We start from the raw sequence: 22,605 nt of genomic DNA, 5'->3' as shown, positions 1-22,605 counted from the left end.
ACCTTTGCCCCATGACCACTACCCAGCAGCCGTACGGCGAAGACAACTTCGGCTTCAGCACCGAGCAGGTGCACGCAGGGGAGATCATCGACGGCGATTTCGGCGCGCGCATCACGCCGATCTACCTCACGGCCGGGTTCGTCTTCGACTCCTTCGACCACGCCCAGGCGCGCTTCGCCGGTGAAGACGGCGGGCTGGTCTATACGCGGTATGCGAACCCGACGAACACTGCCGTCGAGGCGAAACTCACCGCTCTCGAGCGCGGCGCCGACTCCCTGCTCGTCAGCAGCGGGCAGGCAGCGATCACCGTCGCGCTGCTCGGGATTCTGCAGTCGGGCGACCACTTCCTCTCCACCCCGAGCCTCTACGAAGGTTCGAAGACGCTGTTTCGCGAGAACTTCGCCCGGCTCGGCATCGAGGTCGAGTTCGTCGACGACCCCCACGATCTCGCCGAGTGGCGGCGCAGGGTTCGGCCGAACACGCGGGCCATCTACGGCGAGACCATTCCCAACCCCAAGAACGACCTGATCGACATCGAGCTCATCGGCCGGTTCGCCCGCGAAGAGGGCCTGCCGTTCGTGATCGACAGCACAGCATCCACCCCGTACCTGATCAGGCCGATCGAGCACGGTGCCCACATCGTGGTGCACTCGGCCAGCAAGTTCCTGAGCGGGCACGGCGCGTCACTGGCCGGTGTGGTCGTCGATGGAGGCACGTTCGACTGGTCGCTGTACCCTGCGAAGTTCCCGCAGTTCTCCACGCCCATCGGCGGGCCGGGAAGCCCCACGTTGGTCGAGAAGTTCGGCAGAACCGCGTACCTCGAGTACACCCGCACGAACATCGCGGGGCGTTTCGGCCCGGTGCTCTCGCCGCTCAACGCATTCCTGCTGCAGCAGGGCCTCGAGACCCTCTCGCTGCGGGTTGAGCGGCACTGCCGCAACGCCCTCGCCGTGGCATCCTGGCTCGAGGCACAACCCGAGGTGTCGAGCGTCGACTACCCGGGCCTTTCGTCGAACCCGTCGCACGCGCTCGCGGTGCGGTACTACCCGCGCGGTACCGGTTCCGTGTTCGGTTTCACGCTGCGCGGCGGTGTGGATGCTGCGCGAATCCTCATCGACTCCGTTGAGTTGTTCAGCCGCATGTCGCACATGGGTGACGTACGGTCGCTCATTCTGCACCCGGCGAGCACCTCGCACGCGCACCTGACGGCCGAGCAGCGGGATGCGCTGGGCATCGGGCCGGGGCTGGTACGGCTGTCGATCGGTATCGAAGACGAGGTCGACCTGCTCGCTGACCTCGAGGCCGCGTTCGCGGCGCTGCGGCTGTCGCAGCAGGCATTCGCTGTCGGCGCGTGGAGCCCTTGTGCGGTCGGCGTGCTGGGCGAACTGCGCGTCTGACGCACCTCGTGTCGGCCTCGAGATGACGCGACACGTCCCCACGAATCCGACGGCGTCGGGGCTGCATCGGTCACGCTTCAGCCGCCCCAATAGGCAGAGACGGGGGTTCACCCCCAGCGCGACGCGCCAGGCATCTCGAGCCCGAGCAGGTCGAGGGTTCGGCCGACCGTGTGCATCACGATGTCTTCGACTGTCGCAGGCCGCGTGTAGAAGGCAGGGACGGGGGGCATGATGAGAGCCCCTGCCTCGGCGGCCTCTGACATGATGCGCAGGTGACCACGGTGCAGGGGAGTCTCCCTCAGTAGTGCGACGACGGTGCGGCGTTCCTTCAGGCAGACGTCTGCCGCTCGCACGATGAGGGTCTCGTCGTAACTGTTGGCTATGCCCGAGAGCGTCTTCATGCTGCACGGTGCGACGATCATCCCCGCTGTGCGGAACGAGCCGCTGGCGATCGCGGCGGTCATGTCGGCATTGTCGTAGACGACGTCTGCCAGCTCAGTCACCTGGCGCACGGAGTAATCGGTCTCGGAGGTGATCGTGGCGCGACCAGAACGACTGACCACAAGATGGGATTCCGCCAGCCCGTGTTCTCGCATCGCCTCGAGAAGACGGATGCCGTAGATGGCTCCAGAGGCGCCGGAGATGGCGACGATGATCTTGGGAAGGGCGTCCGGAAGCGCGGCCGGCAGGGCAGTACCGTTCGGGGGCGGGTTCATCGGGCGTCGAGTTCGAGCAGTGTTGCGGCGAGGGCGTGCACCCCGATGCCGATGTCGGCGAGTTCGGTGAATTCCTCCGGGCAGTGGCTGCGCCCGCCACGCGAGGGTACGAAGATCATGCCCGTCGGTGTCACGGTGGCGATGTGTGCAGCGTCGTGGCCGGCGCCGCTCGGCATGGCACGCCAGCTGTAGCCGAGGGAGTCGCTGGTGCCGGCGATGAGGTCCTGCACAGTCTGGGCGGTGTGTACGGGATCCTGGTCGTTCAGCCACTCCAGATCGACCTGGATGCCGCGGCGATCCGCCAGATCGGTGAACTCGGAGAGGAGGCGCCGCCGTGCCGTGCCGAGCCACTCGGCAGAGGGACTGCGCAGCTCCGTCCAGAGCCGCGAGAGTGACGGAACGACATTCAGGGCGCCGGGCTCGACATCGATCGACCCGACGGTCGCGACTGAGTGTTCCCCCGAGCATCCGATCTGCTCGACCATCAGGATCGCCTCTGCGGCAGCGACCAGGGCGTCTTTGCGGTCGGCCATGGCTGCAGTGCCGGCGTGGTCTGGGCGACCGAGGAATGTTGCGAGAACTCGTTCGATACCGGCGATGGTCGTCACGACACCCAGCTGCGTGCCGGAACGCTCGAGTACGGGGCCCTGCTCGATGTGCAGTTCGACAAAGCCGGCCAGGCGCCCGGTGGGCCAGGCGGCGTCGAGCATGGCGGCCGGTGAGAACCCGAGGCGTTCGAACTCCTGCCCGAGAGACACGCCCTCTGCGCTGGACTTGTCGAAGAACTCCGGGGTGACCGCCCCGGTGATGACGCGACTTCCGACGCAGCTGACGCCGTAGTCGTTCGGCTCCTCGCCAAGGAAGTCGATGACGTAGAAGTCGTGGTCGAGTCGGGTACCTGTCTCCTGGAACCGCCGGGCCGTCTCGATCGCCCCCATCACTCCGACCACGCCGTCGTAGCGTCCGCCGCTGGCCACGGTGTCTGTGTGCGACCCCGAAGCGATGGCGGAGCCGTGGGTGCGCCCCTCGAGGATCCCGATCGTGTTGCCGGCCGCGTCGGTATGCACCTCGAGACCGGCCTCGACCATCGTCTGCCTCACGAACGCGCGCGACGCGAGATACGGGTCGCTCAGCACCCGGCGGGTCCATCCGTCGTGGCCGGGCTCGGTGAACGCCGAAATGGCTTCGAGGTCGTGCCCGAGGCGCTCGAGGTCTGGTTTGAGGTCATCGTGCTTCACTCTTTTCGCATGCACGCTGTCAGCTCACTTTCTCGATCGTCATCGTGGGGCTGTCGTCTCCGGCGCCGGATTCGGCATCGGGCTCAGCGTCTGTTTCGAAGTTTCGGACGTCATCTGGAGTGGTGTCGCGCAGCAGCTCGGTGATTCTGGCGCCGGCCTCTCTCACGTGCCCGACCGCGTCGCGGATCCGGCGGTCGGCGAGCCTGTTGCTCGGGCCGACCAGGCTGACGCAGGCCGCGATCCTGCCGTCCCAGAACACGGGCACGCCGATTCCGAGTGCGCCCGAGTCGAGTTCGGAGACGGTGATGGCGACGCCCTTCGAACGCACGTCAGCGAGTTCCTGCCAGGTCGCCTCCGGATCCTGGCCTTCTTCCCACCCCACCCTGCTGTCGAGATAGCGGTGGATGAACGCGGAATCCATGAACGCGAGAAGCGGTTTCGACGAGGCTCCCTTGTGCAAGGAGAGCGATACACCTCGGCGAAAGGAGAACCTGATGGCTCGGCGCGGCTCGGCGATCTCGATGCAGGTGGCACTCCAGCCGTCCCTCACCGTGAGAAGCGCCGTCTCGTCGGTCTTCGCGACCAGATCGAACATCACCGGGCTCGCGATTGCCGCCAGGCAGCGTTGTAACGCTTCGGGGCGCAACATGCGAAGCGTTCGCAGCCCCAGGTCGAAGTGACCCTCGTAATCTGCGATGTAGCCCTTGTTGCGAAGGGTCGTGATGTACCGGTAGGTGGTGCTGAGGGGCAGCCCGGCGTCGGCCGCAATCGATTCGGGCGTGGTCGGGCCGTTCAGCGCGATGTGTGAGAGGATCTCGAGGCCGCGGTCCAGTGACGTCATTCGGTGACTCCTTCATCGGCTGACCGTGTCTGCCGGGCATTCGGCAGCCCGAAGAGCTTCTCGCGCACGGCCGTCGTGACCGCGGCAGGGGGCGTCGCCCGCTCGAAGCCCTCCACCCGATCGGATTCGTTGACGAGGGCATCGAACCCGATCTTTGTGACCGTGCCCCCTGACTCGAGCGGTTCGGACCGGTCGGTCCGGGCATCCTGGATCGTCACCAGATCGCGTTCGATCCTGCACCGGGCGATTCGGGCCCACTCCACCGCGATCGGGTCCCAGACGTCGATGTCGTCGTTCACCACCGTGACCTGTTTCAGCATGCTGAGCGACCCCCAGCAGGCCATCATCGCCTGCTTGCCCTGCCCGGGTCTCGGGTCATGAAGCTGCACGACTGCGACGAGGCGGCCGCCGCCGGATTCGGTGATCGAGACTTCGCCCACGTTGGGAATCGAGCGCTCCACCGCTGCGCGCAACCCCGCAGCGATGGGAATGGCGCCGAGGTACAGGTGTTCGCGATGAAGCCCCGGCAGCACAGCCTGGTAGATCGGGTCTGCGCGCGAGGTTATCGCTGAGAACTCTGCCGTCGCTGCGGCACCGTAGCGCTCGTACATGCCGTGGTACTCCGACACATCGCCTTCGTCGAACGTGTTTCGCACGTCGAGGACTCCCTCGAGCACGATTTCGGCGTCGGCCGGTACGAGAAGGTCGACAGTGCGCGCCTGCACGACCCGCAGTGGTTCTCCGAGCATCGACTCGACGTGCAGCAGTTCGTCATCGCCCAGCCCGAGGTACAGGCATGCGGCAAGCTGGACCGAGGGGTGCGCGCCGATCACGACAGCGATCTCGAGGCGGCCGTCTGGAGCCCGCTCTGCCATCTTGTTGAGGTGATGGTTCGGCGCGATCCCGATCATCGCCCGGTTGCCGCCGAGCGGCCGCACTCGCGCAAAGGAGGCGTTGCCGAGCCCGGTCACCGGGTCGCGGGCGATGATGACGCCGGCCGTGATGTATGGCCCGCCCTCGCGTTCGAAGAACGTCGGTATGGGCAGGGCCGAGAGATCGGTGCCGAGTATCTTCTGTTGCACCGGAGCCACGTCGACGAGCTCGAGGCGCCCTGTCGAGCCGACAGCCTCGGTGATGGCACTCTGGATGCCCGACACATCGGTGCCGAGGGCATCGGCAATGCGTTCCAGGCTGCCCAGCACGTTCGCAACGACGGGCATTGTGGAACCGGCGACGGAATCGAAGGTGACGACGGGGCCGGGGTCGAGTTCCGCCAGGTAGGCCGCGATCTCGAACTCGGGCGACACGGTGTCGAAGACGCGCTTGAGCAGGCCGCGGTCGTCACAGCGCTTCAGGAAGCTGCGCAGCGACTGGTCGATCGGGGCCATGGTTCTCCCTCGGGGTTGGCTGGATTGGCCGGGTAGACGGTTGGCTATTTCTAGCACGGTTCTCTAAATCTGAGAGTGAACGCGATTCCATTCTGGGCGTCTGTGGCAGCCGAATTCATTGTCTTGCGCCCGATTTCGAAACATGTCGTACACAATCGGACCGCAAACTGGGTGAGAAGGCCTATTTGAGGGCGCCCCGCGGAAGACGATTCTCATCCAGTGAGAGCGACGTTACGGCGTTGCAAAAGGTGACTACAGGAGCCGGTGGGTACGTCTCTCTCAGTGTTGTATGAGGCTGTGGCCCCGCTGGTTTTCGGCGATGACGACCACCCCCGAACAGATCCCCCCTCAGCTTCTCCCCGATCGACGAAAGGCAATCCTCCCCCATGAGTCAATTTCACCTGGGCTGGTTCAACGGCGCTGGATTCAGCCTCAACGGCTGGGGAACTCCTTCCTTCGGCACTGGCTACAAGCCCTGGGAACCCGACATGTTCCAGGATGGCATCCGCATTCTCGAACGGGGCGGATTCGATTTCATGATCCTCGAGGACTCCTCGATGGTGCCCGAGACGTTCGGCGGCAGCCCCGAGTTCTACCTCAACCACGGCATCATGGCTCCCAAGCTCGATCCGGTGCCGCTGGTTCCGTATCTCGCGATGGCCACCAAGCACATCGGCATCGTGCCGACGCTGACAACGGGTTTCTACCAGCCCTGGATGCTCGCCCGTCTCATGACGACGCTCGACCACCTCACCAAGGGCCGAATCGGGTGGAACATCGTGACGGCGACCACACAACTCGCCTGGTCGAACTACGGGCTCACCCAGCCCGAACACGATGAGCGCTACAACCTGGCCGACGAATTCGTCGAAGTGACGAAGCAGTTGTGGAACTCGTTCCCCGCAAGCGCGGCCGTGCTCGACCCGGAGACCGGCATCGCCTACTCCGCAGCCGATGTCAAGCCGATCGACTTCGAAGGCAAGTACTTCTCCTCTCGCGGCCCGTTGAATGCGCCGGCCGGCCCTCAGGGCTCGCCGGTTCTCTTCCAGGCCGGCGGTTCACCGGCCGGCCGCCGGTTCGCGGCGAAGAACGCCGAGGTCATCATCGCGAGCTGCACCTCCGTCGAGGATATGAAGGCGTACTACACCGATGTGAAGAGCCACGCCGTGTCGATCGGCCGCGACCCGGAGACGGTGAAGGTCATGTTCACCACCGGAGTGATCATCGGCGACACCGATGCTGAGGCAGCCGCTCACGCCGACCGCCGGCGTGAGGCGTTCAAGAAGAACTACTCCATGCAGATGGCCGGCATCTCGAACATCACCGGAATCGACTTCTCGAAACTCGACCTCGATGCGCCGATGCCCGAGCTCACGACCAATGGCTCGCAGTCATCGCTCAAGGAATTCCTGAGCACTGCTGCGCCGGGTGCAACCCTCCGGGAGGTCCTGGAGTCGAAGTCGAACGTCGGGGTGATGGGCTTCCCCTTCATCGGCACGGCCGATTCGATCGCCGGGCAGATGCAGGACGTCATGGCGGAGGTCGGTGGCGACGGATTCCTGTTCGGCGCGAGCATCGCCCCCGAGTACATGACGGCGGTCGTCGACCGTGTCGTACCCGCCCTCCGCAAGCGCGGGCTCGTGCGCACGGGGTACGAGCACGCAACATTCCGCGAGAACGTCATGGAGTTCTGAGCGACGTGCCAGCCGCACGGCTCACCGACACTCGCACTCGACCGCCGTACACAATCGAAGGACCCCCCAGCCCATGAAGACCGTCTCCCTCTCGTTCTCCTCACCGCTCACCCTCGACGAGGTGCAGTCGATCGCCTTGGACGCAGCCGAGGTGACGCTCGCCCCTGATGCCCGGGAACGGATCGCCCTCGGCCGGGCGGTCCTGACCGATGCTCTGGAGAAGGGTACCCGCGTCTACGGGCTCAACACCGGGTTGGGGCACACTCGCGACGTGGAGATCTCCCGCGATGTACTCGACCAGTACCAGGTCGACATCGTGGTCAGTCACGCTTTCGGAATCGGCCCTTCACTGCCTGAGCCGGAGGTGCGGGCAATCATGCTCGCGCGCCTTGCGGGAGCTGTGCGTGGGTACAGCGGCCTGAGCCTCCCGGTCGCGGAGTTCTACTCACAGATGCTCAATGCCGGGGTTGTGCCGAATGTGCCCAGAGAGGGCTCGATCGGCGCCTCCGACCTCGGGACTCTCGCAGCCATCGCTGCGACGATGATCGGGCGCGGAACAGCATTCCTCAACGGAACGAAGTTGTCGTCAGCACAGGCGCTGCAACAGGCGGGGCTCCAACCGATCACGCTCGGGCTCAAAGAGGGGCTCGCGGTCGTCTCCGAGAACTCCTATTCGATCGGAATCGGCGCCCTGGCCCTGGGTGAGGTCGCCCGGACGCTGCGCCTGGCAGATGTCGCGGCGGCACTCACCATGGAGGCAGCACGGTCGAGTCTCACTCCGTTCGACCCCGAGGTCGCTGTGGCGAGGTCGTCTCGCAGCCAGGCAGACGTTGCGGCGAACATCCTTTCTCTGCTCGAAGGCAGCTACCTGACGGATCCGCTGCAGGCGATCTCCCTCCAGGACCCACTCTCGATCCGTACCGTGGCCCAGGTGCACGGTGCCGCTCGGGCGGTCTTCGACAATCTCGCGTTCACGGTCGAGACCGAGCTCAACGCGAGCGATGACAACCCGATGACGAGCCCCGACACCGGGCGAGCGCTGTCCACAGGCAACTTCCACCCAATGGAGATCGCTCTGGGATTCGAGTCGATCCGGGTCGCACTCGCACACCTTGCACTGATCTGCGAGAGGCGAGTCGGCGTGATCGGGATGGAGTTCTGGTCCTCACGGGCATCGACAGACGTCGCCTCCCTCCCCGGAGGGGCAATTCTCACGCCCGGCCTCGGCGGGTACGCCCACGCCGCGATCAGTGCTCGGATCAGGACCCTCGCGAACCCCGTCACCCTGAACATCCCCTCCCTCGACCATGGCCAGGAGGACCACGCCACCGCGGCCCCGCTCGCCGTCGACTTCACGAGGGAACTCACCGCGAAGCTGAACGACATGCTCGCTGGCGAGATCATCATCGCGTCCGCATTGCTCTCCTGGCGCGCCGACGTCACGCTCGGCGCCGGCACGCGACCCTACTTCGACGTCGTCGTCCAGGCGGCGAAGGAGGGAGCCGCCGACGAACTGGGAGGTGAGCTCGTCGCCAGGGCGACTCCGAGGCTCGTCGAGATGACCTCTCGCGGCGTGCACCTCTCCCGCGGCGCGGATTCCGCCCCCGATGTCCACCCATCCACCGGGGGAGCCGACCTGGGCTCCTTCGCACCGACACCCCTCTACCGTTCTCGAAAGAAGGCATTGACCGATGAACTCCACAACGCAGCCGCTGGCTGAAGCCCCGCCCACAGAGGCCAAACGACGCTGGTCCAGAGTCGTGGCGACTCTCACAGCCCTGGCCGTCGTGCCCGTGCTCCTCGCCGCGTGCGCCGGCGGTGCTCCGTCTGCTTCGAACTCCACGGGCGCACCGAAGGCCGGAGGCACCATGAAAGTGGGTTCGCCGAGCCCCAACGCCGCGCCAGACCCTGTGACCATGTACGACCCGGGATCGATCAACGTCGTGCAGCAGGTCGCCGAGTACCTGGTGTGGTCTGAGAACGACGGAACGCTGAGCCCCATGCTGGCCACCAGTTGGGACTCCTCGGCCGATGCGGCCACCTGGACGGTGACCCTGCGAGACGGAGTCACCTTCAACAACGGGTCGCCGCTCACCGCCACCGACGTCGTCGCCTCCATCGACCGGCTGATCGCGCCGGACTCCGTGTCGTCTGCGGCGTCGTCGTTCGCAGGCATCCTGACGGTGGGCCACACGGTCGCGACAGACGCCAAGACCGTCACCTTCACTCTCGACCGGCCCTTCGCGGACTTCCCTTACCTGATCTCCTCGGCCAACTACAACACGGTCATCCTCCCCGCCGACTACGATGGCGACTTCCTTCACAACCCTGTGGGAACCGGGCCGTTCACGCTCACCAGCTACGACCCGAACACCGGCGCCGTCTATGCGAAGAACCCCAGCTACTGGGATGCTTCGAAGGTCTACCTCGATGGCGTCACCATGACGTTCTTCACCGACTACACCGCTCTGTCGAGCGCTCTGCTGTCGCGGTCGATCGACGTGGCCGCGCTGGTCAGCTACTCCGCGAACCAGCCCCTCTACAGCAGCGACCAGGTGGTTCTCCAGAGCACCAATGCTGTCGGTGGCACCTTCCTCGCCATGCGTACAGACACGGCCCCGTGGGACGATGTGCGTGTGCGGCAGGCACTTGCCCTCACCATCGACCGTGAAGCGCTGAAGCAGGCTCTCCAGGGTGGGCAGGGGGTCATCGCAAACGACCACATCTTCGCCGACCTCTACGGCCAGAACGTGACCGTGCCCCAGCGGGACAAGAACATCGACGAGGCGAAGTCACTGCTTGCGGCCGCCGGCCACGCCGGAGGGCTGACGGCAACACTGTCAGCGCCTCAATCCGCTGCCGCCATGGCCCAGCTGATCCAGCAGATGGCGGCAGAAGCGGGCTTCACTCTCACGCTCGATCTGCAGGATGACGCGACGTACTACAACGCACCCTGGCTCGAAGTCCCCCTGGGGCTCACCGGCTGGGCCTCCCGCCCGACGGCATCGCAGTTCCTCTCACTGGCATTCACCTCCGACGCGATCTGGAACACCGCCCACTGGTCTAACGCCGAGTTCGACGGCCTGGTGGCCCAGTACGAGGCGACCGTCGACAAGACGGCCCGCGCCGCCCTCGCGCAGCAGATCGCGACCCTCATGCACGACCAGGTTCCGCAGATCATCGCGACCTGGCCGGAGAACGCCATCGCGACACTCCCCGATGTGCATGGCGTTCCCGTGAGTGCGTCTGCCTACACCGAGCTCGCGCACGCCTGGCTGGATCGCTGACATGAACAGCCGGCTGGCGGGGAGGATGATCCTGTACCGGGTGCTCTTCACCGTGTTGACACTCTTCGTGGTGTCGATCGGGATCTTCCTCCTCGCCCAGGTGCTGCCGGGTGACATCGGCCGCACGATTCTGGGCAGCTATGCCACACCCGAGCAGGTCGCGGCACTGAATGATCAGCTCGGTGTGAACCGACCGGTGATCGTGCGGTACTTCGAGTGGCTCGGTGGTTTCGTGACCGGCAACTGGGGGTCGTCACCGGTTCTCGGCTCTGGCATCGGCCCGGTGCTCACTGCTGCGCTCGGCAGAACGGTGCTGCTGGCCGCCGTCGCGTTTGCCATCTCGGCACCCATCTCCTACTTTCTGGGCAGCTACGCAGGTCGTCACCCGGGAAGCAGAGCAGATCGGGTGATCAACCTGGGCAGCGTCGGCGCCAGTGGCACCCCCGACATCGTCAGCGGGGTGTTGCTGATCGCCATCTTCGCGGTGGTGCTTCGGGTCTTTCCCTCCACCGCGCAGACCAGCGACCCGAGCATCCTGACGCAGATCTACTACCTCATTCTGCCGAGCCTCGCGGTCGCCCCGACCATCGTCGGGTACCTCGCCCGGATCGTGCGGGCGAACACCCGCGAGGTTGTGGAATCGGACTACGTGCGCACAGCGGTGCTGAAGGGCGTGCCACGGAGCTGGGTCCGGCGCCGTCACATCGGCAGGAATGCCGTCGTGCCGGGCCTCGCCGTGTTCAGCGCGCAGCTCGTCTACCTGCTCACCGGCCTCGTCGCGATCGAGCGACTGTTCAACTACCCAGGGCTGGGCTCGGTGCTGCTGAAGGCGACGCAGACGAGCGATGTGGTGTTGCTCGCCACCGGCACCCTCCTGGCGGCCGTGCTCCTCATCTCTGTGAACCTCGTTGCCGACATCACGATGGTCCTGCTCAATCCGAGACTCCGAACGGCGGCGACCGCATGACGATCACCATTCCAGACCCGGCGATCGAGGGCGAGAAGCCCGGCGCCCTGGTCCCCACCCGCGTCGTCAGTCTGCGTGCGCTCGCTCCGGGGCTGCGTACGCCGTCAGGGATGATCGGCACGACGATCATCGTCATCTGGGTCGTCGTCGCGCTGAGCTGGTCGCTCTGGGCCCAGGATCCGTTTGCGACGAATGCACTCGCCACCTTCAGAGCCCCGAGCCCCAGTCATCTCTTCGGAACCGACTCCCTGGGCCGCGACGTCTTCGCCCGGGTCATGGCCGGCTCATCGACCTCACTCATCATCGGGCCGTCAGCGACCCTGATTGCGATGGCCGGGGGCATCCTGTTCGGCGGTCTGGCCGGGTATCTCGGCGGCATGGCTGACGAGATCATCATGCGGATCGCAGACGTGTTGCTCGCGTTCCCGGCGATGATCATTGCGATCATCCTGCTCGGCCTGCTGCAGTCCGACGTCGGAAGCCTCATCCTGTTGCTCGCCCTCTTCTTCATGCCCCTGGTCGCCCGCACGGTTCGCGGCGCGGTGATCAATGTGAAGAACCAGGAGTACGTCGAGGCTGCGCGCCTCCGCGGCGAGAGCACTCCGTACATCCTGTTCGCGGAGATCCTCCCCAACATCTCGGGGGTGCTCGTGGTCGAGGCGACGGTGCGGCTCTCGTCGGCGATCGTGACCTCTGCTTCTTTATCGTTCATCGGGCTGGGTGTGCAGCCGCCCTCACCGGACTGGGGTCTCGCCATCGCGACCGAGGCGCCCTACCTGACGATCGCGTGGTGGGCAGCTCTCTTCCCCTCACTCGCCCTGGCATCGCTTGTCGTCGGAGTGGCACTGCTGGCCGAGGGACTGCGCGAAGGGAGCGAACGATGAACACGGCTCAGGCCACTGAACAGAATCTGGCTCACACCCAGGGGCAGGCACCGGCCGCAAGGCGGAGCGAGGGGGCAACACTCGACATCCAGGGCCTGACGGTCTCGTACAGCAAGGGTGGCCGTCTCACCCGCGTGCTCGACGATGTCTCGTTCTGTATCCGCCCCGGTGAGGCCTACGGCCTCGTGGGTGAATCCGGCAGCGGCAAGTCGACGCTCGCCTTCGGCACGGTGCGCTATCTCGCTCCGAACGCGGTCGTCGAGAGCGGGCGCATCCTGTTTCGGGGAGTCGATGTGCTGACCAAGTCAGACAGCGAACTGCGTGTGCTCCGCGGCTCGGAGATCGCCATGGTCTATCAGGATCCCTCTTCTTCGCTCAACCCGTCGATGAAGGTGGGAGACCAGATCGCCGAGGTCTACCGCGCCCACGACGGCTGCACCCGTGCCGAAGCGACCTCGCGCGCGCACGCCGTTCTCGAGAAGGTCGCGTTCCCCGACCCCGCGGCGATCTACCCGCGGTACCCGCACCAGCTCTCCGGCGGCCAGCAGCAGCGGGTGGTGATCGCCATGGCACTGGCCGGCGAGCCGAGCCTTCTCGTGCTCGACGAGCCGACGACCGGGCTCGACCTGAGCGTTCAGGCCGAAGTGCTGACGCTCGTGCGTCATCTGCATCGCACCAACGGCATCGCCATGCTTTTCATCAGCCACGACCTCGCGACAGTGCGAAAGCTGTGCGATCGAATCGGGGTCATGCGACACGGCCGGCTCCTGGAGGAAGGAGAGGCAGAGCAGGTCTTCACCGCGCCGCGCCATCCCTACACGCGCGGGCTCATCGACTGCCTCCCGAGGGAGGGCATGCACAAGAACGGCGTGCGATTGCGGCCGATAGAAGACGACGACACCCCCCTCCTGCCTGAAGCGGCGGCAGTCAGAGCGCCCGTCGAAATCGACCGGAGCGGTCCTCCTGTGCTCGAAGTCACCGGCCTCACGAAGTCATTCGGTGGCGTGCGCGCTGCTCGTGACATCTCCCTGACGATCCATCGGGGCGAGGTCGTCGGTCTCGTCGGCGAATCGGGGAGCGGCAAGTCCACGCTGGGACGCTTGATCGTGGGCCTCGAGTCCGCCGACTCCGGCCGGATCCTTCTGGGTGGCCGGGCACTGGCTGGCACCGTCGAGCGCCGCAGCCGAGCTGAGAAGCGCTCGGTGCAGATGGTCTTCCAGCGCCCCGACACCACACTGAACCCCAGGCGCACTGTGCGAGCCACGCTCCGGCGGGCCATCTCGAAGCTCGATGGCTCGTCAACGGTGGCCGAGCTGGCCGCCCGGGTCAGACTCGGCGAGGTGCAGCTTGCAACCGTGCCTCGTCGCCTGTCGGGGGGTATGAAGCAAAGGGTGGCCATCGCCCGGGCTTTCGCCGGGGATCCGGATGTCGTGGTGTGCGACGAACCGACCTCGGCGCTCGACCCCTCGATCCAGGCATCGATCCTCAACGAGCTGGCCGACATCGCAGCGTCGCGAGGCACAGCCTATCTCTTCATCTCGCACGACCTCGAGGCGGTGCGGTACATCGCAGATCGGGTCGTCGTGCTCTACCTCGGCGAGATCGTCGAACAGGGGCCCGTCGACGAGGTCATGTCGAACCCGCAGCACCCGTACACGAAGAAGCTCCTGGCCGCCTCTGCGTCACGGTTCTCGACCGAACAGTGACGCAGAGGCGGGTGTGTCGTCGCCCGATTCCCAGCGTCTGGGAACCACGTAAAACCCCCGAGACAAAGGCTTGCGCGGGCAACGGCAGCAGTGAGACCGCAGGTAGATTCGCACCAGTACCACCCCGCCTGACTCCAGCCCTGACCCGAACCACCAGAGCAATTCCGAGCAATCGAGGACGTGATGACGACCGTTGGCCGCACTGCAGTGAAGGGCTCCTTCTCTGCCGGCTCGAAGTCCGCCAGGGTGCTCCCGTGGGTGCTCCTGGCCATCGTGATCATCTGCGCCTTCGTCGTTCCGCTGGTGATGCTCGTCGTGATGGCGTTCCGCACCGACATCCCCGGCCTGCCGGGGGAGTGGTCGACGCAGGGCTTCGTTCAGGCGTTCACCGACCCGAGCATCCTCAAGCCGCTCGGCGACTCTCTGATCTTCGCTGTGTGCAGTTCGTTCTTCGGCACGCTGTTCGCGCTGTTCTTCGTGTTTGTCTCGACGCGCACGACGGCCAGGCTCCGTCGGTTCGTGACACCGATGATGATCATCATCCTCGCGACGCCGGTGTTGTTCTTCGCGCTGAGCTGGGGGATGCTCGGGGCAGACCACGTCGGGCTGATCAACAAGCTCTACACGATGCTGACCGGTTCGAATGTGTCGATCTTCACCATCAACAGCTGGCCCGGCCTGATCTTCGTGATGAGCATCAAGCTGAGTGCGTTCTCGTACTTCCTTCTCCTCGGCCCGTCGCTGAAGATGAACAGGTCGCTCGAGGAGGCGGCCGAGGTCTCGGGTTCGGGGCGTGCGGGTACCTTCTTCAGGGTCTACCTGCCTTTGCTCAGCCCGGCGATCTTCGGCTCGCTTCTGGTCGGGTTCATCGGCAGTCTTCAGGCCTTCGACACGCCCCAGATCATCGGCACCCAGGCCGGAATCCGGGTGCTCTCCACCGAGATCTACCGGTTCGTGGCGCAGTACCCCGCGAACTACGCCGGGGCCGCGAGCATCTCGATCGGCCTGGTCGCCCTGCTCATTCTGCTCGTCGTGCTGCAGATGCGGCTGCTTCGAGGCAGGGACTACACAACAGTCGGCGGTAAGAGCACGTTCAACGCGGCGTTGAGCTTCCCCAGGACCGGATGGCTGCTGAATGTCGCCATCGTGGTCTTCGCCACTCTCGCCTTCGTCCTGCCGACACTGCAACTGGTTCTGAGTTCTTTCAACACGGTCTTCGGGCGGTATGACGGGTTCTCGCTGCGCAACTACCAGACGATCTTCAAGAACCCGGCGGCCCTCTCCGCCGTGTGGAACACCGTCGAGTTCATGGTCGTCGGTGGGTTCGTGACCGTGCTGATCGGGACGATCATGACGTATGCCCTGCGGGCGCGACCGAACAAGTGGAAACGCGCACTCGAACTGCCGACATGGATTCCGTGGGCGATGCCCGGTCTAGTCGGAGTCCTGGCCATCCTCGGGACCATCCTCACGATCCCCTTTCTGCACCCGATCTACGGTTCGTCGGCGGCGCTGTTCATCGCCCTGGTGATCGTCTCCCTTCCGATTGCCATGCGATTCACCGAGAACGCTGTGCTGCAGATCGACCGGCAACTGGTTGACGCCGCCAGGATCAGCGGCGCCTCCGGCATGACCAGCTTCCGCACGATCCTGTTGCCTCTCATCGGGCCGAGCTTCATCTCAGGTTGGTTCGTCACCGGCCTGGCCATCGCCGGGAACCTCGAAGTGCCGCTTCTTCTCGGTTCGGTCAAGACCACCACCATCGCCGGGCTCGCCTACAAGTACTACTCAGACAGCGCCAGCCCGCTGGCGGCAGCGATCTTCTGCATACTCCTGGTGACGGTGCTGGTGCTCTTCGGAATCACCTCGCTGATCAGGTTCGTGCTGGCCGCTGGCCTGCGCCGCGGCGTCGAGAGAAAATCCGCCGACCTCGAACGGCGTGCGGCAGACCGGGCCGGATCCCTGCTTGGTGCCACCCGGGCGGCCGCAGTCCCGGCCGTGGTCAGTCATGCACCAGAACCCGCCCGACAGAACTGACCGGAGAGAAGCTGCCCATGTCCAGTATCACGCTCACCAAGCTGTCGAAGAGCTACGGATCGTCGACAGTCATCGACGATCTGTCGCTCTCGATTCCCGAAGGCGAATTCCTCACCCTCTTGGGGCCGAGCGGGTGCGGCAAGACGACGACGCTGCGGTCGATAGCCGGGCTGGAGACTCCGGATGCAGGCCAGATCACCATCGGTGAGAAGGTCGTCACGTGCATGGAGCAGGGCACGGTTCTTCCGCCGAACCGGCGCGGCGTCGGAATGGTCTTCCAGAGTTACGCGATTTGGCCGCACCTCTCGGTGTTCGACAACGTCGCCTACCCTCTCCGACGCCAGCGAGTTTCGTCGAAGGAGATCCAGCATCGTGTCATGGCGACGCTCGAGAATGTGGGACTCGACCATGCGGCTCATCGCTCAGCGACCCTTCTCTCGGGCGGCCAGCAACAGCGAGTTGCGCTGGCCAGGGCGATCGTCTCCAAGCCCGACGTTCTGCTCTTCGACGAGCCGTTGTCGAACCTCGATGCCCAGCTCCGGATCTCGATGCGCGATGAGATCCAGCGTGTCAGATCCCAGGGCAACACCACCTCGGTCTACGTGACCCACGATCAATCCGAGGCCTTCTCCCTCTCAGACCGGGTCGCCATCATGCTCGGGGGCAAGATCGTGCAGCTCGACACTCCTGAAGCGGTCATGGCCAGGCCGGCCAACCTGATGGTTGCGCGCTTCCTGGGCGTCGAGAACCTGCTGCAGGGAGTTGTGCTCCGCCGCGATGCAGGGAGTGCGCTGCTCGACGTCCCCGATCTCGGAGCGACGCTGACGGTGAAGTGCCGTCCAGGAGATGCGAACCCAGGCGACCGGGTGACGCTGGGAATCCGGTCGGCCTCCATCACAGTGCAGAGCGAGAACGCTGAGCCCGCAGATGAATCACAGTACCCAGACGAACCACGGAACACGGTGTCGGGAACAGTGGTGCAGACGACGTTCCTCGGCGAAGGCGCCCAATACCGGGTCGCCGTCGGGGCGAGCCATGTCCTTGCCAGGGTCTGGTCCAACGACTCCGCTCCTCTGCCGCCGAACACGCGGGTCCGCCTTTCGCTCCCGTCCCATCGGATCACCGTGTTCGACCGGTAGGCCCACCCGGCCACGAACCCGACGTCACACGTGACGGCCCCCTGACCGGCGGCCCGGCACGTGGTCGTTCACCATGCCCGCTGACCGCACCATCGCACCATCGCACCATCGCACCGACTGCTCCACCCGCTCCATCCGACCCGCACATCCCCCTCACCCAAGGAGTACGCAGCACATGAAGAAGAAATTAGCAGTGGTGGCCGTGATCTCGGCCGCCCTACTGGGCCTGTCCGCCTGCAGCTCGGATTCTCCCGCAGCCAGCATGGACATGTCCACCGGTTCGAGCATGGATGCCGCCACCGTCACCGCCCTCGGCGGCGAAGAGAGCGTCGCCTACCTCGACGACCTGTACAAGCAGGCCGTCGCAGCGGGCCAGAACACGATCAACGTCTATGGGGTGACCGCGACCTCGTCCGCATCGCTCTATACGGCGTTCTCGGCCCGGTATCCGGAGATCACGGTGAATCACGTCACCGTCTTCGGAGCTGAACTGCAGTCGCGTATTGCGAGCGAACAGGCGACGAAGCAGTACATCGCCGACAACGTCAGCGTGAGTGGGGCAGACGCCATCTATGTCTCCTCGAAGGGGTACCTCGCCGACCAGAGCATCCCCCTGGCATCGAGCCTGGCGGCGGTGAACAAGCCGGCCGGCGAGCAGCTCTACGGGGGCAACGAGTATCTCTACACCCTGGCCTACAACAGCGACCAGGTCGCCGACGCTGACGCCCCGACGTCGTTCGCCGATCTGCTCGACCCCAAGTACAAAGGAAAGATCGGCATGTACGACCCCATGGTCGGCAACACCGGATTTGTTTCTGCGGCGATCGCCGCTGGCAAGATCGACGAGACGTGGCTGACGAAGTTCAGGGCCAACGACCCGGTCATCTTCCCCTCCGAGCGTGACCTCTTCACTGCAGTCTCCACGGGCCAGGTGTCGATGGGGCTCGGCGACTACATTCGCGGCGATGCCTTCCTCAAGACCGACAGCCTGCCAGTGAAGTTCGTGGCCAAGTGGAAGGACGGCGTCTCCAGCGGCACCTTCTACCGTGGCACCGTCAAGGACGCACCCAACGCCCTGGCTTCCAATCTCCTCGTCGCCTGGTGGCTGACCCCCGAGGCGCAGGAACTGATCGCCGAGCAGGGCCAGCCCGGACTGATGCCCGATGCGCCTGCCGTTCCCGGCCAGCCCGCGCTGAGCGAGATCACGGTCAATCCTGAGCCCACCTTCGCGGAATACGGCACCTTCACCGATTCCATGAATGCCCTGTTCAAGAAGGCCTTCAGCTAGTCCAGAGCAGACGAGAACAGCCCCGGAGCATTCAAGCTCCGGGGCTGTTCTCGTTGTGCTGATGGCGCGTTCCGAGGCGCGCCGGATGATCGGACCAAGCGATCAGACCGAGCAGGTTGCGCCGTCGCCGTCTCCCGATTGCGGGGTGCCCGCGGCCTCGTGCCACGAGGCGACGCCGCCTTCGACGTGAACGACATTCGTGAATCCCTGTGCGATCAGTTCCCGTGCAACCGGGCCGGAACCGCGGACGCTTCCGCAGACCACGACGATGGGGGTGTCGTGGTCGACGACGGCTGGGTGTCGATTGGGTGAATCGAGGCCGAACTCCGCCTCCAGGTTGTACCGGTCCACTGGGATGGCACCGTCGACAGCGCCATCCCGGGCGATGTTCTCCGCCCCCCGCACATCGATGAGCACGGCGCCGGACTTCACGCGGGCGAGAGCAACACCGGCGTGCTCGAGGGGGGCAAGCGCGCCTGCCTCGTCCAGTGTGAGGTCGGCCGCCGGAGCAGTGGACTGGGTCATGGTGTTCTCCTTATTTCGTAGGTGCGAAGGTGCGGGTCGATGGGAGTCGGGTCGGTGCACGTGCGAGTCGGCGGCATGGCGCATCTGCGGGCCTGCCGGGCCCTGGTCACGAGCGCGGCAGCCAGGCCGCTCGCGGAAGCACGAGTGCGGTCGCGAGCACGATCGCCGCGAGGATGATCACTCCGATCGCCAGGCCGCTGAAACCGATGAGCACGAAGACCGGGCCGGAACACAAGGCGGCCAGTGCGGCCACTGCATTCATCACGGCGTCGACGACGCCCTGCGATGTGGTGCGGATCTCGGTGGGAACACTCGAGGAGAGCAGGATCGAGCCCGGAACAGTGCCGCACGACCATCCGAGACCCAGAAGAAAGAGACTCGGAGTGAGCATGGTCGACTCGGGCCCGATGACGATGGCTGCGATCGCACTACCGAGGAAGATGACCTGACCGATGACGATCACGGCCGGTGCCCCGAGTCTGTCGCTGGCCCAGCCGACGAGGGGAGCGAAGGCGAACATGCCGAGAACGTGCACGGAGATGGTGATGCCGACCAGCGTGACGGTAGCGCCGTTCATCTCCATGAAGACCGGTGTCATCGTCATCAGGCTCACCATCGAGACGTGCGAGACGACCACCGCGATCAGGGCGAACCGGGCAGTGGGAATGGACCAGATCGCGGGAAGCACCGTGCGGAATGCTCCCCTCTTCTTTGAGGGCACCGTCGTGGCCGGCACCGGGTTTGCACCGGCAGCCACGCGCGCAGCGGCGGCATGGTGCGATTGAGCGACCTTGAGGGGGTCCGGCCGCAGGAAGACGAGCGTGAGCACCGCAGCAACGGCCAGGAGGAGCGCGGCAAGCACGAAGGCCCCGGCCAGCAGGGGCAAGCCGAGCCAGCGCGCGACGTATTCTCCGGGAAAGCCGAGATTGGGCCCGAGCACCGAGCCGAACAGACCGAACCAGACCACATACGAGAGGGTGCGGCCGCGCTTCTTCGGTAAGGCCATGTCGGTAGCTGAGAATCGCGTCTGCAGTCCCGTCGCGGTGCCGGCGCCGAAGAGCAGCATTCCGGCGATGAGAAGAACGGCACTCGACAGGATGGCCGCCAGCACCAGCACGAGGGCGCCCACGGCGCCCAGTGCCCACCCGGAACTCAGGGAGAAACGCCGTCCGCGTCGGGTTGCAAGGATTGCGAGCGGAATACCGAAGACGGCGGCACCGAGCGTCAGAGACGTGCGAGCGACACCGGCGAGTGCCTCGCTGTCTATGACACTCTGCGCGAGCAGGATCGCCACCGACGCGCTGGCCCCCATTCCGAAGGAGCCGAAGATCTGGGCAGCGATGAGCACCTTGACCGACCGGGCCTGGCTCGAGACGATCTCGGGCAGAGCCTGCCATTCGGGAGCATTCCCACTTTCTTCGGCCAGCTCGGTCGTTTCGTCAAGCAGACTGGGAGCCACGAAATTCGGGTCGAGACCCTCTGTCTCCACGATGTCTGAGGCCACGGTCACCACTCTGCTTTCTCGATGCTGCACCGCGGAAGGCCGGTGACGAAGGTTCATCTCCATGCAAACAGGTACCCCGGGCATCCGCTGCGACAGCCCTGAGTCGTAGCACGGGATTTACACACTTATCGATTGATGAGAACGAGCCCGCACACCGTTCCCATTGCGTGGGAATGGTGTGAAACCTGCGTTTCGATCGAACCGATCCGGTGGCTGAGGCTCTTCCTTGGTCCTTGAATGAATCCGCGCCCATTCATTGCGACACGCGTGACCGCGTGGCGCCTGCACCGCGAAGGAACCACATGACCCTCGACACCACCCTCGCCCCTGCCGTCGTCGACGCGGAGGTCGGTTCGTCGCGCATCGACCTTGCGGTGCGGGGCCTGTTGCCGCAGCCGGATGGAAGCTGGGCGGTCGGGGAGGTTCTGGTTCGTGACGGCGTCATCGTCGCAGTCACCGCGCCGCACACGGTGCCGGCGACCCGCACCATCGATGCAGGGAGCAGTTATCTCGTTCCGGGCATGGTGGATGCTCACGTGCACAGCCTCAGCCACGACGGCGAGGGCATCGCGGCGGCGACCCGTGCGGCGGCGGCCGGAGGGGTCACGACCATCGTCGAGATGCCCTTCGATCTGGCCGGGCCGATCTCGACCGTCGACAGGTTCTCCCGCAAGGCGGAACTCGCCGAGCGGGAGGCACACATCGATGTCGCACTGCTCGGCACCGCGCTGCCGGGCGGTGGCTGGCGCAACATCGAGGCATTGGCCGCGGTAGGTGCTGCGGGCTTCAAAGTCTCGACCTTCCACACCGATACACAGCGATTCCCTCGCGTCCACGATGGGGAACTGCTCGACGTGTTCAGCGCAGCGGCTGACAACGGCATGCCGGTGTGCGTCCATGCCGAGAACAACGACATCATCAAACACCTCATCGAACGGTATCGCCCAGAGGGTGACGACCCCCTGGCGCACATCCGAAGCCGACCAGAGGTGTCTGAGACCCTCGGCGTGCTGACCGTTCTCGAGATCGGCAGGGCCGCTGGGGCGAAGATCCACATGTGCCACACCAGTCTGCCGCGCTCAGTCAGCCTGGTGCGCTCGTGGGCCGAAGACGGCATGGACGTCACGATGGAGACGTGCCCCCACTACCTCCTTCTCGATGAGAGCGACATGAAGGAGCAGGGCACCAGACTGAAGATCAACCCGCCTCTTCGCACTGCGTCGGCGCGGGAGGGTCTCTGGGCCCAGATCGAGAACGGTATGGTCGACGTGATCAGTTCCGATCACGCCCCCTGGCCCGTGGAGTTCAAGAACCACAGGAATGTGTTCGACAACCACTCCGGGGCTCCCGGAGTGCAGACCATCTACCCCCTGGTGCTCGCTGAGGCGCTCCGCCGGTCGCCGAAGACCTTCAGGGCCGCCATCGAAGCGATGACGATCAATCCCGCGAGGCGCTACGGACTCGACAAGCGCAAGGGCGCGATCGCGCCCGGCTACGACGCCGACATCGTCGCTTTCGACGGCAATGCCGTGTGGAAGGTCGACCTGGCCGACCTCCAGTCGAATGCTGGCTGGTCGCCCTACGAAGGCTTCGAAGTTCCCGGCCGCGTCACGCTGACCCTCTCACGAGGCCGTGTGGTCTTCGACGGCGAGCTGAGATCCGAGCCCGGTTCGGGTTCGGTGCTGGCACCCGCGCACACCTCCTGAACGGACTATGCAACGCCTCGACGCGACGAAATGGTCCGGCGCTCGATGGGCACAGACGACGAAAGCGCCCACCCCGGGGGTTGAGCGCTTCAGACGTGGCGGAGAATGCGGGATTCGAACCCGCGAGAGCTTTCACTCAACACGCTTTCCAAGCGTGCGCCATAGGCCACTAGGCGAATTCTCCTGTCGGCCGCATCGTGAAACACAGAAACGGCCAAAGAGAATCCTACCGGCAATCCTTTCGTTGTGCTGCCAGGTGCCTGCGGTCGCTCGTCATGAGGACTGAAG

Annotated in this window: 17 protein-coding genes and 1 tRNA gene; 11 read left to right on the top strand and 7 right to left on the bottom strand. The window is 65.3% G+C overall.

Annotated features, from left to right (window positions below):
• The first annotated feature begins 11 nt into the window (after positions 1 to 11).
• A complete protein-coding gene (locus JOE66_RS15575; protein ID WP_205110991.1) occupies positions 12 to 1,397 on the top strand; it encodes an O-acetylhomoserine aminocarboxypropyltransferase/cysteine synthase family protein in 1,386 nt (461 codons plus the stop codon).
• 107 nt (positions 1,398 to 1,504) lie between these two features.
• Here the strand turns inward: JOE66_RS15575 and JOE66_RS15570 are convergent, their stop codons facing one another.
• The 4 genes from JOE66_RS15570 to JOE66_RS15555 are packed head-to-tail and all read right to left on the bottom strand — an operon-like array spanning position 1,505 to position 5,580.
• Positions 1,505 to 2,113, bottom strand: coding sequence for a UbiX family flavin prenyltransferase (locus JOE66_RS15570; protein WP_205110989.1), 609 nt, complete (start codon positions 2,111 to 2,113; stop codon positions 1,505 to 1,507).
• On the bottom strand, positions 2,110 to 3,366 hold the full coding sequence (locus tag JOE66_RS15565) for a M20 family metallo-hydrolase (RefSeq protein ID WP_307827238.1): 1,257 nt from the start codon (positions 3,364 to 3,366) through the stop codon (positions 2,110 to 2,112). The genes JOE66_RS15570 and JOE66_RS15565 overlap by 4 nt, the downstream gene beginning before the upstream one ends.
• A gap of 4 nt (positions 3,367 to 3,370) precedes the next feature.
• Entirely contained in the window at positions 3,371 to 4,192 is an 822-nt protein-coding gene (locus tag JOE66_RS15560; RefSeq protein ID WP_205110987.1) for an IclR family transcriptional regulator, read from the bottom strand.
• Complete coding sequence (locus JOE66_RS15555; protein ID WP_205110985.1) at positions 4,189 to 5,580, bottom strand: UbiD family decarboxylase; 1,392 nt, start codon at positions 5,578 to 5,580, stop codon at positions 4,189 to 4,191. The genes JOE66_RS15560 and JOE66_RS15555 overlap by 4 nt, the downstream gene beginning before the upstream one ends.
• A gap of 386 nt (positions 5,581 to 5,966) precedes the next feature.
• Between JOE66_RS15555 and JOE66_RS15550 the strand changes: the two genes are divergently transcribed.
• From JOE66_RS15550 to JOE66_RS15510, 9 genes are all read left to right on the top strand, one after another.
• Positions 5,967 to 7,274, top strand: coding sequence for an NtaA/DmoA family FMN-dependent monooxygenase (locus JOE66_RS15550; RefSeq protein WP_205110983.1), 1,308 nt, complete (start codon positions 5,967 to 5,969; stop codon positions 7,272 to 7,274).
• A gap of 73 nt (positions 7,275 to 7,347) precedes the next feature.
• Positions 7,348 to 8,994: an aromatic amino acid ammonia-lyase gene (locus JOE66_RS15545; RefSeq protein WP_205110981.1), complete on the top strand. Its 1,647-nt coding sequence runs from the start codon at positions 7,348 to 7,350 to the stop codon at positions 8,992 to 8,994.
• On the top strand, positions 8,966 to 10,561 hold the full coding sequence (locus JOE66_RS15540; protein WP_205110979.1) for an ABC transporter substrate-binding protein: 1,596 nt from the start codon (positions 8,966 to 8,968) through the stop codon (positions 10,559 to 10,561). Before JOE66_RS15545 ends, JOE66_RS15540 begins: the two co-directional genes overlap by 29 nt.
• Before the next feature lies 1 nt (position 10,562).
• Entirely contained in the window at positions 10,563 to 11,528 is a 966-nt protein-coding gene (locus tag JOE66_RS15535) for an ABC transporter permease (protein WP_205110977.1), read from the top strand.
• On the top strand, positions 11,525 to 12,412 hold the full coding sequence (locus tag JOE66_RS15530; RefSeq protein ID WP_205110975.1) for an ABC transporter permease: 888 nt from the start codon (positions 11,525 to 11,527) through the stop codon (positions 12,410 to 12,412). Before JOE66_RS15535 ends, JOE66_RS15530 begins: the two co-directional genes overlap by 4 nt.
• Positions 12,409 to 14,118, top strand: coding sequence for a dipeptide ABC transporter ATP-binding protein (locus tag JOE66_RS15525; RefSeq protein WP_205110973.1), 1,710 nt, complete (start codon positions 12,409 to 12,411; stop codon positions 14,116 to 14,118). Before JOE66_RS15530 ends, JOE66_RS15525 begins: the two co-directional genes overlap by 4 nt.
• Before the next feature lie 183 nt (positions 14,119 to 14,301).
• Positions 14,302 to 16,155, top strand: a complete 1,854-nt coding sequence (locus JOE66_RS15520) for an ABC transporter permease (protein ID WP_205110971.1) — start codon at positions 14,302 to 14,304, stop codon at positions 16,153 to 16,155.
• 17 nt (positions 16,156 to 16,172) lie between these two features.
• Positions 16,173 to 17,294: an ABC transporter ATP-binding protein gene (locus JOE66_RS15515; protein ID WP_205110969.1), complete on the top strand. Its 1,122-nt coding sequence runs from the start codon at positions 16,173 to 16,175 to the stop codon at positions 17,292 to 17,294.
• A gap of 175 nt (positions 17,295 to 17,469) precedes the next feature.
• Positions 17,470 to 18,582 carry an ABC transporter substrate-binding protein gene (locus JOE66_RS15510; protein WP_205110967.1) on the top strand — a complete coding sequence of 371 codons (1,113 nt, stop codon included), beginning with the start codon at positions 17,470 to 17,472 and terminating at the stop codon, positions 18,580 to 18,582.
• 102 nt (positions 18,583 to 18,684) lie between these two features.
• Here the strand turns inward: JOE66_RS15510 and JOE66_RS15505 are convergent, their stop codons facing one another.
• Both JOE66_RS15505 and JOE66_RS15500 read right to left on the bottom strand, forming a co-directional pair.
• The gene (locus JOE66_RS15505; RefSeq protein ID WP_205110965.1) at positions 18,685 to 19,107 is read right to left on the bottom strand and encodes a rhodanese-like domain-containing protein; all 423 of its coding nucleotides are present in this window, start codon (positions 19,105 to 19,107) and stop codon (positions 18,685 to 18,687) included.
• A gap of 106 nt (positions 19,108 to 19,213) precedes the next feature.
• Entirely contained in the window at positions 19,214 to 20,611 is a 1,398-nt protein-coding gene (locus JOE66_RS15500) for an MFS transporter (protein WP_205110963.1), read from the bottom strand.
• A gap of 302 nt (positions 20,612 to 20,913) precedes the next feature.
• Between JOE66_RS15500 and JOE66_RS15495 the strand changes: the two genes are divergently transcribed.
• Positions 20,914 to 22,317, top strand: coding sequence for a dihydroorotase (locus JOE66_RS15495; RefSeq protein ID WP_205110961.1), 1,404 nt, complete (start codon positions 20,914 to 20,916; stop codon positions 22,315 to 22,317).
• 96 nt (positions 22,318 to 22,413) lie between these two features.
• On the opposite strand, the gene JOE66_RS15490 is transcribed toward JOE66_RS15495, so the two are convergent.
• Positions 22,414 to 22,501, bottom strand: a tRNA-Ser gene (locus JOE66_RS15490).
• Positions 22,502 to 22,605 lie beyond the last annotated feature (104 nt).

The sequence above is a fragment of the Subtercola frigoramans genome, assembly GCF_016907385.1.
Taxonomy (GTDB): domain Bacteria; phylum Actinomycetota; class Actinomycetes; order Actinomycetales; family Microbacteriaceae; genus Subtercola; species Subtercola frigoramans.
Note: the sequence above shows the minus strand (reverse complement) of the source record. Positions and strands in the feature narration are given on the sequence as shown.